Origin of the sequence: Methylobacterium oryzisoli (assembly GCF_046557895.1) — a bacterium.
Taxonomy (GTDB): Bacteria; Pseudomonadota; Alphaproteobacteria; order Rhizobiales; family Beijerinckiaceae; genus Methylobacterium; species Methylobacterium oryzisoli.
In genome coordinates, this window is the sequence record NZ_JBKIBX010000081.1 from 1 (window position 1) to 12,348 (window position 12,348).

The 12,348-nt window shown below is 66.4% G+C and carries 12 protein-coding genes and 1 pseudogene; 1 reads left to right on the forward strand and 12 read right to left on the reverse strand.

Features of this window, described 5'->3' with window-relative positions:
- From ACKUB9_RS33340 to ACKUB9_RS33395, 12 genes and pseudogenes are all read right to left on the reverse strand, one after another.
- Positions 1-92, reverse strand: a pseudogene (locus tag ACKUB9_RS33340) (electron transfer flavoprotein subunit beta/FixA family protein); the annotation flags it as partial.
- A gap of 26 nt (positions 93-118) precedes the next feature.
- Positions 119-808, reverse strand: a complete 690-nt coding sequence (locus ACKUB9_RS33345; protein WP_407530840.1) for an alpha/beta fold hydrolase — start codon at positions 806-808, stop codon at positions 119-121.
- Positions 805-1,674, reverse strand: a complete 870-nt coding sequence (locus ACKUB9_RS33350; RefSeq protein WP_407530842.1) for an HTD2 family dehydratase — start codon at positions 1,672-1,674, stop codon at positions 805-807. Before ACKUB9_RS33350 ends, ACKUB9_RS33345 begins: the two co-directional genes overlap by 4 nt.
- Positions 1,671-2,786 carry a CaiB/BaiF CoA transferase family protein gene (locus ACKUB9_RS33355; RefSeq protein WP_407530844.1) on the reverse strand — a complete coding sequence of 372 codons (1,116 nt, stop codon included), beginning with the start codon at positions 2,784-2,786 and terminating at the stop codon, positions 1,671-1,673. The genes ACKUB9_RS33350 and ACKUB9_RS33355 overlap by 4 nt, the downstream gene beginning before the upstream one ends.
- Positions 2,786-3,949, reverse strand: coding sequence for an acyl-CoA dehydrogenase family protein (locus ACKUB9_RS33360; RefSeq protein ID WP_407530846.1), 1,164 nt, complete (start codon positions 3,947-3,949; stop codon positions 2,786-2,788). The genes ACKUB9_RS33355 and ACKUB9_RS33360 overlap by 1 nt, the downstream gene beginning before the upstream one ends.
- A 43-nt stretch (positions 3,950-3,992) precedes the next feature.
- The gene (locus ACKUB9_RS33365) at positions 3,993-5,477 is read right to left on the reverse strand and encodes an aldehyde dehydrogenase (protein WP_407530847.1); all 1,485 of its coding nucleotides are present in this window, start codon (positions 5,475-5,477) and stop codon (positions 3,993-3,995) included.
- An 80-nt stretch (positions 5,478-5,557) separates the two neighbouring features.
- Positions 5,558-6,154, reverse strand: coding sequence for a thiamine pyrophosphate-dependent enzyme (locus ACKUB9_RS33370; RefSeq protein ID WP_407530848.1), 597 nt, complete (start codon positions 6,152-6,154; stop codon positions 5,558-5,560).
- Positions 6,142-6,675 (reverse strand): thiamine pyrophosphate-binding protein, encoded by a 534-nt coding sequence (locus ACKUB9_RS33375; protein WP_407530859.1) that lies wholly within the window; start codon positions 6,673-6,675, stop codon positions 6,142-6,144. The genes ACKUB9_RS33370 and ACKUB9_RS33375 overlap by 13 nt, the downstream gene beginning before the upstream one ends.
- A gap of 137 nt (positions 6,676-6,812) precedes the next feature.
- A complete protein-coding gene (locus tag ACKUB9_RS33380) occupies positions 6,813-8,177 on the reverse strand; it encodes an MFS family transporter (protein WP_407530850.1) in 1,365 nt (454 codons plus the stop codon).
- A gap of 755 nt (positions 8,178-8,932) precedes the next feature.
- Positions 8,933-9,898: a LysR substrate-binding domain-containing protein gene (locus ACKUB9_RS33385; RefSeq protein ID WP_407530852.1), complete on the reverse strand. Its 966-nt coding sequence runs from the start codon at positions 9,896-9,898 to the stop codon at positions 8,933-8,935.
- Between the two features lie 208 nt (positions 9,899-10,106).
- Positions 10,107-10,631, reverse strand: coding sequence for a prolyl-tRNA synthetase associated domain-containing protein (locus ACKUB9_RS33390; RefSeq protein ID WP_407530854.1), 525 nt, complete (start codon positions 10,629-10,631; stop codon positions 10,107-10,109).
- A gap of 274 nt (positions 10,632-10,905) precedes the next feature.
- Entirely contained in the window at positions 10,906-11,166 is a 261-nt protein-coding gene (locus tag ACKUB9_RS33395) for a DUF4186 family protein (protein ID WP_407530855.1), read from the reverse strand.
- 42 nt (positions 11,167-11,208) lie between these two features.
- On the opposite strand from ACKUB9_RS33395, the gene ACKUB9_RS33400 reads away from it, so the two are divergent.
- On the forward strand, positions 11,209-12,348 hold a 1,140-nt coding region (locus ACKUB9_RS33400), incomplete at its 3' end, for an IS701 family transposase (protein ID WP_407530857.1).

A 12,348-nucleotide genomic window follows, 5' to 3' on the forward strand; every position in this document is an offset into this window, starting at 1 on the left:
ACGTTGGCGAGTTCGACGCCCGAGCCGTCCGGCTTCACCCGGATCTTGACGTTGTAGTCAACGACCCGCTTCACAGGCACCAGCACTTTCATCGGGCTCTCCGTGACTTGGTGTGAGATCAGGCAAGCAGCCAGTCGCGCAGGGCCTGTGCGACGGCCTGAGGCTGCTCGATCGGCGTCATGTGCCCGGCCCTCGGCACGATCACGAGCTTGGCGTCGGGGATCAACGCCGCCATGGCGCGATGCTCGGCGACGGGCGTGATTGCGTCGGCCTCGCCGCACAGCACCAGCACCGGACCGGTCAGCGCGGCGAGGACATCCGAGCCGTCCTTCCGCTCGATGGCATTCTGGCGCACGAAGACCTCGGGCCCGAGGCGCTCGGTCATCCCCCGGATCAGAGAGACGATGGCGTCGTCCCTCAGATGCGCGGGGTCGAGATAGGTCGCGAGCAGGCGGTCGCCGAAGCCGTGGAAGCGGCCGGGTGCCCTGGCCGCCCTGTCGAGGGCCCGGCGGCTTGCCGTCCGGGCGGGGTCGTCGGAGCGGAAAGACGTATCGAGGAGCGCGAGCCGCGTCACGCGCTCGGGCGCGCGCCGCAAGATCTCCTGTGCGACGTAGCCGCCGAGAGAGAAGCCGGCCAATGCAAAGCGCGGGGGCGCCTCGGAAAGGACCTGTTCAGCGATCGCACCGAGATCGTCACCGCGGGTGATGTCACCGACCTGAGACTGCGCGATGTCTTCGAGCGCGGCGATCTGGTCGCGCCAGAGATCGGCGTCGTTGAGCAGGCCCGGCAACAGAACCAGCGGGATCATGCGGCGCCCCGCAGCGCCTCGCCCCAGCCCGCCTCCGCCCGCATGGCTGCGGAGCCGCCAGGGCTCGCCGTCCAGAGCGTCAGGCCGTCCCCGGACTCGTCCGCGTTGAGCGTGAAGGGTCCGTCGTCGAACAGCGGCGCCCCGCTTCGGAAGCTAAAGCGGTCCGGAGGCGCACCACGTAGGTCGGCAGCGAAGTTCAGGAGCAGGACCGCCTGGAGCGGGCCGTGCACCACGAGCCCCGGATAGTGCTCCACCTCCATCGCATAGCGGCGGTCGTAGTGGATGCGGTGGGCGAAGAACAGGAGGGCGGAGTAGCGGAACAACAGTGGCGCGCCCGGCTCGACCGCGCGGCTGTGGTGGCCCGGCGCCGACACAGGGGCGGGCTTCCCCAGCGTGCCGCCCTCGGCCCCGCGGTAGACGATGTCCTGGCGCTCGCCGATCACAGGCTCGCCCCCGACCGAGAGCGCGTGCTCCACGGTAACGAAGCAGAGTGGGCCGGTGCGGCCCTCCTTCAGCGCGACGTCGGCAATGCGCGAGCGCCGTTCGACCGCGTCACCGACCCGGATGTCACGGTGGAAGCGAACTGTACTGCCTGCCCACATCCGTCGGGGCAATGGGACCGGCGGCAGGAAGCCACCACGCTGCGGATGCCCGTCCTCAGCGAGAGACGCGGTCGGCACGGTCTGCGGCGCGAGGCAGTGGTGGATCAGCCGTGGCGCCGCCTCACCGCGGCGCGGCGGGGCGCCCGGGCGGTCGAGGGTGGCGTGGAAGCGGGCGACGAGGTCTTCAGTGACCTCGGCGATGTAGGTTTCTTCGCGGCCGATCCAGCCGCGCAGATGCGCGAGATCAGCGTCTTGAGCGCTCATCGGCTCCCTCCTGTCGGCGCCCTGAGGGCTGGCACCGGACCGTAACGCCGCTCCTGGCCGCGTACGATCGCGGCGGGCGCCGGGAAGGCGACCGGCCCGGCCGGCGTCTCGACGCTGATCCGGCGCAGATGTGGGTGGGTTGAAAGGGCCGCCATGTCGTTCACCGAGGCGAAGGCGACGTCGGCCTCCGTCAGGCGGGCAACCGCCTCGTCCTCGTTGAGCTCGGCGAAGACACCGGCGACCAGAGCGTCGGTTTCAGCCCGGTTTCGCGCACGGGCGACGTTGGTGGAAAAGCGCGGATCCTTGGCCGCGCCCGGCTCGCGGAGGAACACGGTGCAGAACTTCAGCCATTCCCGATCGCTCTGGATCGAGATCAGGATTGGCTTAGCCTGCCGCGTCATGAACACGCCGTAGGGCGCGATGGACGGGTGCGCGAGGCCGACGCGCTTCGGCGCCCGTCCCCCCTCTTGGTGCAGCAGCGGCACGGCGAGCCAATCAGCCATGACGTCGAACATCGAGACCCGGATGTCGGCGCCCTGGCCCGTGATGCCGCGAGCGATCAGAGCTTCGAGGATCGCCGCGTGCGCGGTCGCGCCCGTAGCGATGTCCACGATGGAGATGCCGACGCGAGCTGCCGCCTCGGGACCGCCGGTGATTGAGGAGAGGCCGGATTCGGCCTGGATCAGGAGGTCGTAGGCCTTACGACTGGCGAGCGGCCCGGTCTCGCCATATCCGCTGATCGAGCAGGCGATCAGGCGCGGGTACTCCCGGCAGAGATCCTCGACGCCGAAGCCGAGCCGTTCGAGTGCCCCGGGCTTGAGGTTCTGGATCAGCACGTCGGCCTGGGCGACGAGCGCGCGCAGCTCCTTCTTGCCTGCATCAGTAGCGAGATCGACCACGGCGGATTCCTTGCCGCGGTTGAGCCAGACGAAGTAGCTGCTCTGACCACCGGGGGCGACATCGTCGTAGCCGCGGGCGAAGTCACCCTCAGGCCGTTCGACCTTGATCACTCGGGCGCCCGCATCGGCGAGGCGGGACGAGCAGAAGGGAGCCGCCACTGCCTGCTCGATCGCGACGACGGTGAGACCGTCGAGGGGAAGCCGGCTGCTCATCAGAATGACCTCGGCAGGCCGAGAATGTGCTCGGCGACGTAGGACAGGATCAGGTTCGTGGAGATCGGAGCGACCTGGTAGAGCCGCGTCTCGCGGAACTTGCGCTCGACGTCGTACTCAGCCGCGAAGCCGAAGCCGCCGTGGAACTGGATGCAGGCATTGGCTGCCTCCCAGCTCGCCTTGGCCGCCAAGTACTTGGCCATGTTGGCCTGCGCCCCGCAGGGCAAGCCCGCATCATAGCGCCGGCAGGCCTCGTAGCGCATGAGGTTGGCCGCCTCGACCTCGATGAAGCTCTCGGCGATCGGGAACTGAACCCCCTGGTTCTGGCCGATCGGGCGGCCAAACACGGTGCGCTCCTTGGCGTAGGCCGAGACCTTGTCGATGAACCAGTAGCCGTCCCCGATGCACTCGGCGGCGATCAGCACGCGCTCCGCGTTGAGTCCGGTTAGGATGTACTTGAAGCCCTGGCCCTCCTCGCCGATCAGGTTTTCGGCCGGAATTTCCAAATCATCGAAGAACAGCTCGTTGGTTTCGTGATTGACCATGTTGAGGATCGGGCGGACGCTCATGCCCTTCCTCTGCGCCTCGTGCAGGTCCACGAGGAAGATCGACAGGCCCTCAGGCTTCTTCTTCACCTGATCGAGCGGCGTGGTGCGGGCTAAGAGGATCATCAGGTCGGAGTGCTGGATGCGCGAGATCCAGACCTTCTGCCCGTTGATCACCCAGCGGTCGCCCTTGCGCACCGCCGTGGTCTTGATCTTGGTGGTGTCGGTGCCGGCGGTCGGCTCGGTCACGCCCATGGACTGCAGACGCAGCTCGCCTGCCGCGATCTTGGGCAGGTAGAAGTGGCGTTGCTCTTCCGAGCCGTGCCGCACCAGCGTGTTCATGTTGTACATCTGCCCGTGGCAGGCACCCGAGTTGCCGCCCGAGCGGTTAATTTCCTCCATAATCACGGAGGCTTCCGTCAGGCCGAGGCCCGAGCCGCCGTATTCCTCCGGGATCAGGGCCGCCATCCAGCCGGCCTTGGTCAGCGCGTCCACGAAGGCTTCCGGGTAGCCGCGCGCCTCGTCGATCTTGCGATGATACTCGGGCGGGAACTCGGCGCAGAGCGCGCGCACCGCGTCGCGGATGTCCTGATGCTGACCCTCGTCGATCGTCTGCATCGCGTCCTCCCTGTTTTGTCGCGTTTGTTTTGAATCGGATGCGTCAGCGCATCACGAAGGGGTTGGGCACGTCCTCGGCGAGGTTGATCCAGACGCTCTTGGTCTGGAGGTACTCGTCGATCGCGGACTGGCCGTTCTCACGGCCGATGCCGCTGCGCTTGTAGCCGCCAAAGGGCGCCATCACGCTCACGGCTCGGTAGGTGTTCACCCAGACCGTTCCGGCGCGGATTCGGTCGGGCAGGCGCAGGGCGCGGCGGATGTCGGTTGTCCAGACGCCCGCGGCGAGGCCGTAAAGGCTGTCATTGGCGATCTCGACGGCGTGGTCCTCGTCCTCGAAGGGGATGATCGAGAGGACCGGGCCGAACACCTCCTCCTGCGCGATGCGCATGCTGTTCGAGACCTCGCCGAAGATCGTCGGCTGCACGAACCAGCCCTGCGCCAGCTCCGGCGCCTCGGGTCGGCCGCCGCCGAGCAGGCAGCGCGCGCCCTCGCGTCGGGCGACGTCGATGTAGGACAGGACCTTCTCGCGCTGCGGCTGCGTAGTGATGGGTCCGACCTGGGTGGACGCATCCATCGGGTTGCCGAGTTTGGCCTGCGAGGCAAACTCGACGAGGCGCCGCGAAACGTCCTCGTAGACCGGGCGCTGAACCAGCAGCCGCGAGCCGGCGATGCAAGTCTGGCCCGAGGCCGCGAAGATGCCTGAGATCGCGCCCTTGACCGCGTGGTCGAGGTTGGCGTCGGCGAAGACGATGTTGGGCGACTTGCCACCGAGCTCGAGCGTGACGTGCTTGATGCCATTGGCAGCCGCCGCGTAGACGGATGCGCCCGTGGCGTCACCTCCGGTGAAAGCGACCTTGGCGACGTGACGGTGCTCGCAGAGCGCAGGCCCGACTTCGGCGCCGTAGCCCGTCACCGTGTTGACGACGCCGTCGGGGAACCCCGCCTCCCTGACGAGGTCCATGAGGGCCAGCGTCGAGCAGGACGTGAACTCGGACGGTTTGATCACCACGGTGTTGCCTGCGGCGAGCGCCGGGGCGAGCTTCCAGGTGAGCAGCATCAGCGGCGAGTTCCACGGTGTGATGCAGACGATCACGCCGAGCGGCTCACGCTTGGTGTAGGTGAACAGGTCCGGCTTATCGAGCGGCAGGACTCCGCCCTCGATCTTATCGGCGAGGCCGCCGTAGTAGTGGAACCACTCGGGGATGTAGCGGAGCTGGCCGAGCATCTCGGCGTAGAGCTTGCCGTTGTCGCGCACCTCCAGTGCTGCGAGCTTCTCCGCATCGCGGGCGACAAGATCGCCGAGGCGGCGCAGGAGCTTGCCGCGGTTGGTGGCCGACATGGCCGGCCACGGCCCCTTGGTGAAGGCGGCGTGGGCGGCCTCGACTGCGGCTTCCGCATCCTCTGGACCGCAGCGAGGCAGCTCGGCCCAGTCGCGCCCGTCGAAGGGGTTGGCCGTGCTGAACCAGCGCCCGGTCGCACTCTCGCAGGGGCGACCCGCCACGGTGTTGCGGAAACGTTCGAGCGCCATTCTGCCTCTCCTTGATCCTCTCGAAGCTCCCGAAGCCGCGCGCGACGCGATCTAAAGCCGCCCCGCGCGAGGATTCGGGCTCAGATCGGCGCGTGGCCGAGCGCCGCCCGGAAGCGGTTCTTGGTGTAGACACCGTCCCGGGGCGGCAGGACGCGGGGCAGGTTCTCGGCCACGACCTTGATGGTGGCGAGTGTCGGACCCCGCCGGGCACCGAGGCTTGCGCGCAGAACCTCGACCTGACCCATCTCGCGGATCTCCGCGGTCCAGGCGAAGCCGCAGCTCTCCGCGACGCGGTCGAGGCTCAGCCCACGTCCCGCATGGCTCAGCTGCATGCCGGTCTCGCCGAAGTGTCCGTTGTCGAGCACCGCGACAGTTAAGTTCGGCGGCGCCTGCACGGCGATCGTCGCCAGCGCGCCGAGCCCCATCAGCATCTCGCCGTCGCCCGTGATGACGAGAACGGAATGGTCCGGTTTTGCCTTGGCGAGGCCGAGGCCGACCATCGCGGCCGAGCCCATGGCGGCCCAGAGATAGTAATTGTTGGCGTGGTCGCCTGCCGCCATCACGTCGTAGGAGGCCGAGCCGAGGCCCGTGACGACGAGGAGATCCTTGCGATTGTCGAGCAGCCGCGCGACGACCTCGCGGCGATCCAGGGCGCCGCCCGCGTTCACTTCACCCATTTTTTCTCTCCGATCAGCCGTTGTCCGAGAAGCAGCGCGCAGGCGGAATCGCCGTTGAAGGCCATAGTGGCGGCGCCGTGCAGAAGGGGCGCGACCTCTTCGGGTTCGTCCGCGCGCCAAGTCATCACGCCCATCAGCTTGAGCGAGGCCTCAGTCGCTTGGCCCATTGGGTTCTGCCAAGCGTTGAACTCGGCCCAGTCGCCTCGCATGGTCACGACCATCAGGAGCGGGAAGCGGGCGCAGACCTGCAGTGCCAGGGTGTTGATGCAGTTGCCGACACCACTCGACTGCAGCAAGAGCGCGCCCTTCTCGCCGCCGAGCCAGGCGCCTGCGAGATAGCCGATACCCTCCTCCTCGGCGGTCAGCACGACCGAATGGATGTCCTCGGCGGCTTCCGCGAGACGGATGGCGGTGGTGTGGCCAGCATCCGGAACGTAGACAATGTGTTTGATGTCGTGCTCGCGCAGGACGCGGAAGACATCCGCCTGCCAGTCAATCTGTGTTGATTCAGTCGATTTCATTGCGATACCTCGCTGGAAATAAGCTGCCTCGGTTTCGATCAACATAGATTCTTGCCTGCCGCCGGACAAATACAACTAGGCGCTTCGAGATATGCCGCGTTGCTATATCCGCCGGCGACGGCTGCTCAGGCAGGCGATCAGCCGTGGAAGGAGAGGCGGGGGCGGGCGTTGGCCTCGACCGCGCCGTCACCGTCGAGGTAGCCGTGCCGGCCGAGATGCGGCAGCGTCAGCGAGGTGGCGAGAGCGACCAGCGCCATGGCGGCTGCGTAGTAGAAGAACGCCGTTTCGTTGTTCACGCTGCGCAGGTGCAGGGCCACGTACTCGGCCGTGCCGCCGAACATCGCGTTGGCGATGGCGTAGGGCAGGCCGACGCCGAGCGCGCGTACTTCGGCCGGGAACAACTCAGCTTTCACCAAGCCGGCAATCGGGGTGTAGAAGCAGGCGACGAGAAGCCCCGCGACGACTAGCAGGAAGGCCTCGAAAGGGCCGCCGACCGTGCGCAGAGCTGTCAGGATGGGCACCACGGTCAGCGCCGCCCCGCCGGTGAACAGGATCATGCACGGCCGGATGCCGATCCTGTCGGACAGCATACCAAAGAGGGGCTGCGCCAGCATGAAGCAGACCAGCGCCGAGGTCATGATGAAGCTCACCGTCGTCGAGCTGATCCCAGCCGAGACGACAAGGAACTTCTGCATGTAGGTCGTGAAGGTGTAGAAATAGAGCGAGCCGCCCCCGGTGAAGGCAAGGGTCAGAAGCACTGCGCGCTTGTGCTTCATCAACCCGGCGATTGTCCCGGCCTCGCTGTGATGCATGGCCTTCTTCGAGGCGGTCTCGGTCATCGCGCGGCGCAGGTAGGCCACGACCACGGCGCCGCAGGCGCCCAGGAAGAAGGGGATGCGCCATCCCCAGGCCTTGAGGTCAACAGGATCGAGCGCGTGCTGCAGAGCCGTGACGGTCAGGAGTGCGAGCAACTGCCCGGCGACAATCGTAAAGTACTGGAAGGAGCCGTAGAAGCCGCGCCGGCCGGCCGACGAGACCTCGCTCAGATAGGTCGCGCCCGTGCCGTACTCCGCGCCGACCGAGAGCCCCTGAAGCATACGCGCCAGGACCAACAGAACGGGAGCGAGGACACCAATGGTCTGGAAAGTCGGCAGGATCGCGATCAGGAGCGAACCGCCGCACATCATGGCGACGGAGATCATCATCGAGATCTTGCGACCGCGCCGATCGGCGATCTTGCCGAAGATCCAGCCGCCGAGCGGACGCATGAAGAATCCGACAGCGAAGACACCGGCGGTCGAGAGAAGCTGGCTCGTCTGGTCGCCGGCCGGGAAGAAGGCCGAGGCGAAGTAGATCGCTGTGTACGCGTACACAAAGAAGTCGAACCACTCGACGAGATTTCCGGCGCAGGCCCCGGTGATCGAGGCAATGCGACCCCGCGGCGTCTGTTTCTCCGCCTCACTCAGATCAGTGGTGCTGCCGATAATGGCGCCTTCAGCCATGGTGACCTCCCTGGATTGGTCGTGCCGGCTCTCGTGCGCTCTCGCCGAGGCTCTTGGTGTTGAGGCACGCGCTCAGGGCAGCGCCGCATCGAGGTGCGGCACCCGAGAAACGGGCCTAGAAAATCGATGTGAGCGCGATCGCTGCAGTACAGGCTGTTGCGCAGCCTTGACTGGTGCTTGCGCCCTGACTGGTCCGCAGCGGCTGCGGATATTAAAGCTGCCGAATGTTCGGCATGTTCATTTGTTCGCTGCAGCTTAGATCCGGCGCTGATCTAGACTACCGATTCTCCAGAGCTTACCGGAATTTTCCTGCTGCACTAAGAGGGCGCAGCATCTAGCAGATATGCCGAATTTATATCACGCGAAACCTTCATCGACATCGGGTTCGCCCGCTTGCCGTCCAATGGTCAGGGCTGGGACACCGGCTTGAGCAGCCCGTTCGCGGTTGTGACCAGCTGACAGGTCTCAACCTTGATGGTGGCCTCGCAGAGCAGGACAGTGCGTTCAGCTAGGACCCCGAAGCCCTCCGCGTGATGAACCCCACAGCCCTTGAGCAAGAATGCGCGCCTGCAGGTCGGCGTTAGCATCGAGCGATCCGCCTTCAGGCGGGCGCCCATGCCATGGCGGTTTGAAGCTTCGTGAAACCTCAACGTGCCGTGGCAACGCCACCCTCCGACCCCTGAGCCTGAGCACGTTGACGCCCACGATTGGCCCGAAGTGAAAGAGGGACTTCGACTGCCCGGGAAACCGTTGCTTTATGGTGAAGATCCGGGGCTGGTCTGCTCCGTGATCCCTTCCGGGGGATCGAGCACCTGTCCGACCCAGATGCCCCGCCTCGCCAGATCCATCGCGATCTCGATGATTGTCTGTCCGACGAAGCGGGCGGCGAGGCTCACCGGGCGGTCGGCGGCGTAGGCGACGACGAGTTCGCGCGTCGGCGCTGGATCCGTGAGCCGCGAGGCCGACAGGTCGCCTGCTTCCACCATCGCGTATATCGGTGCGAGCGGAAGGACCGTTGCACCGATGCCGGTGCGCACGAGGTTGATCAGGGTCTGGAAGGAATCGGCCTCGATCACGGTGCGGATCCGGATGCCGGCTCGGTGGGCGCAATCGTCCACGATGTCCCGGAGCATGTGTCCGGGGCTCGGAAGCACCAGTTCCTCCTCGGCGAGCCGTGAGAACGGCACGGTCTCCCCGAGCCGACGTGCACCGGCAGTCACGAGAAGCAGGCTCTCCAGCATGATCGGAACGATGCGCACGGTGTGCAAGCGGCTCGGATTATAGGAGACCGCGACATCGATCTGGCCTCGCTGCAGCCAGTCGAGGATGTGTCCGCTGTAGGCTGAGGACAGCCGCAGCGAGAGGTTCGGGTGCTCTTGCCGCAGCCGGGTCGCGAGCGGGACGGTGACGATCTCGGCGACGGTCGGCGTGGTCCCGATCGAGATCGAGCCGCGGAATGAGGTCCGGCCTGCGGCGACCGTGTCGCGTATAGCGTCCATCTCAGCCATGATGCGCACGGCGTGAGCGAGAACCTCTCGGCCGATCTCGGTGATGACCATGCCGCGGCCGTGCCGCTCGAACAGGTAGGTTCCGAGCTCCTGCTCAAGGAGGCGGATCTGACGACTCAGCGCCGGCTGGGCGATGTTCAGCCGATCGGCCGCCTTGCTGACGCTCCCGAGCTCGGCGATGTGCGCCAGCGTCCTGAGCTGCGAGATGTCCATGAGCCCGCGATGCTTTGTGGCCGGAGGCGATGGGACCGCCGAGCCGTGAGAGACAGCATGCTAGCCTTCGCGCGTGAGGGGAAGGCGGCGCGATAGCCGACATCACGGTTCATGGTGCTCCTGCCCTCAGCCTTCATGATCCCGGAGCCCCGCTACCGGCGACCGTGTCGGATCGTGCTGCCGCTCTGTGATGGCGTGGTTCGCACCGCTACGCTGCGTCAGGCTCGTCGCTCCCCGTCTGCGGAAGCGTGAACGTCGTCACGGAATGACCGGCGTCGCCCAGAATGTCGATGACCGTTGCCGGGACGATGGAGAGGGTGCGGGTACTCACCAGCGGGTGGATGTTGATCCGTTCCGCTTCGACCAACGACTGTTCGATGAAAACCCTCACGCCCCCAGGCTGAGCGTTCATCGCAGCCAGCGGGGAGACCGCGCCGCTTTCTACGCCGAGATGCTCCCGGAGGGCGTCCGCACTGGCGAAGGAGAGGCCGCCCCATGCCCCGAGGACCTGCCGGAATGCCGTCAGATCGACGCGTGCGTCGTGGCGCAGGGTGACGAGGAAGTGGGCCTTCTTCCCATCCCGCAGGAACAGGTTCTTGGTATGCGCGCCCGGGATGTCGCCGCAATGGGCCAGCATCGCCTCGACGGTGAGGACGGGCGGATGCTCGTGCAACTCGGCCATGATACCGCGTTCGCGCAAGTGCGCCAGGAGATCATCGGAGCTGAATGGCATGGCTTACATCGGGCTTTAATCTCTTGTGGCTGACGCCGTTACCGCTCGGCTGATCCCGACGCCATCCTCCGCCAGCGGCCGCGGGCACGAGTGGGCCGCGGCATGCTGATCGCGCCATGCTGGTTTTGTGAATGCCGCTGGTAGTTCCGCTTGTTGCCTCGAAGCGGACCTTCGGGGCGGTAGACCGCAACGTCCGTAAGGGGTCAGCAATTCGCGTTTACGGGTCTGTGCAGGCTGCGTGACCCCCTGCGGCGTCCGCTCAGGCAGCTCACAGTCAGCGGAATAGCGGGAGTTCGGGTAATGCTGGATCTCCGTTCCCGCACACGTCAGCATCTTGCATTTGTAGCCAGCGCGCGATTGCCTCAACAACATGTCTCTGTTCAGCCGTGCTCAGTTCTCGCTTCGAGGGTATTCCGTGCCACTTGGACAGGCAGCTCCGGCAACAAGTTGCCGTGGCGTGCTGAGCAACAAAGGCCGGGTGGCCACGAAGTGGCGTCTGCTTCCCATCGTTCTTCGGATCGGCCGGCACTAGCATTACAGTTGCGTTTTCTGCGAGGTTCTGCCTCTTTGCATCGCTATGATTCGCTCATCATGGACGTCGGAGACTTCGGTCGAGGCGACGCTGGAGTTGTGGGCCTCGTCGCTCCGGAAGGTGAAGGGGCGCATGCGGCCTCTGTTCACCCAGCGCCGGGTCGCCGCCTCGGCCGGAGCGTTCTTGGATGGACTGCTCGGTGCAAAGCGGCGCAAGACGGGTTGGATGCGGGCGGAAGCCGCGGGCGATCCCGGGCCCTGGCGCCAGCAGGCGGTGCTTGGGCGTGGACGTTGGGACGCCGACGCTCTGCGCGACGTGGTGCGTGACTATGCTCTGGAGACGCTGGCCGACCCGGACGCGGTTCTGGTTCTCGACGAGACCGGCTTTCTGAAGCAGGGCAAGGCCTCGTGCGGCGTGCATCGCCAGTACACCGGCTCGGCCGGCAAGATCACGAACTGCCAGATCGGCGTGTTCGCGGCCTACGTCTCACGGCACGGTCATGCCTTCATCGATCGGGCCTTGTACCTGCCCCAGACCTGGACCTCGGATCCAGCCCGGCTGGCCGCCGCCCACGTGCCGAAGGGGACGACCTTCGCGACCAAGCCGGGATTGGCTCTGGCGATGATCGAGCGGGCGATGGCTGCCGGCGTGCCGTTTTCCTGGGTAGCGGCCGACACCGTCTACGGGGTCGGCGACATCGAGATGGCCCTGCGGCGGGCGGGCAAGGGTTACGTGCTCGGGGTGAAGAGCGATCACGCGTTCAACTCCTGGGCCGGCAAGCCGCTGGTGGCCGGCACCGCCGAGACGATCGCGGATGGCCTTGCTCCGTCGGCTTGGACGCGGCTGTCGGCGGGCGATGGGACAAAGGGCGCGCGGCTGTACGACTGGGCCTACTGCGAACTGGCCGACCTCGATGGTGCCGGCTACGACCAGACCGGCCTGTGGACGCGGGGGCTCCTGATCCGCCGTAGCCTGAGCGATGGCGAGAGGGCCTACTTCACGACCTGGTGCCCGGCCGGCACGCCGATCCAGATCCTGGTCAGCGTCGAGGGACGGCGTTGGAGCATCGAGGACGCGTTCGAGACGGCCAAGACCGACCTCGGGCTGACACACAGTCTGGACTCGATCAGCACCAGAACGCGATCACGGCGGCCAGGGCGAGAGCGGAGGCGTAGTTGCGGGCCA

Excerpts from the sequence above, each read along its gene's own strand:
- ACKUB9_RS33345 (WP_407530840.1), bottom strand. The coding sequence starts at position 808 with ATGATCCCGCTGGTTCTGTTGCCGGGCCTGCTCAACGACGCCGATCTC.
- ACKUB9_RS33350 (WP_407530842.1), bottom strand. The coding sequence starts at position 1,674 with ATGAGCGCTCAAGACGCTGATCTCGCGCATCTGCGCGGCTGGATCGGC.
- ACKUB9_RS33355 (WP_407530844.1), bottom strand. The coding sequence starts at position 2,786 with ATGAGCAGCCGGCTTCCCCTCGACGGTCTCACCGTCGTCGCGATCGAG.
- ACKUB9_RS33360 (WP_407530846.1), bottom strand. The coding sequence starts at position 3,949 with ATGCAGACGATCGACGAGGGTCAGCATCAGGACATCCGCGACGCGGTG.
- ACKUB9_RS33365 (WP_407530847.1), bottom strand. The coding sequence starts at position 5,477 with ATGGCGCTCGAACGTTTCCGCAACACCGTGGCGGGTCGCCCCTGCGAG.
- ACKUB9_RS33370 (WP_407530848.1), bottom strand. The coding sequence starts at position 6,154 with ATGGGTGAAGTGAACGCGGGCGGCGCCCTGGATCGCCGCGAGGTCGTC.
- ACKUB9_RS33375 (WP_407530859.1), bottom strand. The coding sequence starts at position 6,675 with ATGAAATCGACTGAATCAACACAGATTGACTGGCAGGCGGATGTCTTC.
- ACKUB9_RS33380 (WP_407530850.1), bottom strand. The coding sequence starts at position 8,177 with ATGGCTGAAGGCGCCATTATCGGCAGCACCACTGATCTGAGTGAGGCG.
- ACKUB9_RS33385 (WP_407530852.1), bottom strand. The coding sequence starts at position 9,898 with ATGGACATCTCGCAGCTCAGGACGCTGGCGCACATCGCCGAGCTCGGG.
- ACKUB9_RS33390 (WP_407530854.1), bottom strand. The coding sequence starts at position 10,631 with ATGCCATTCAGCTCCGATGATCTCCTGGCGCACTTGCGCGAACGCGGT.
- ACKUB9_RS33395 (WP_407530855.1), bottom strand. The coding sequence starts at position 11,166 with ATGCTAGTGCCGGCCGATCCGAAGAACGATGGGAAGCAGACGCCACTT.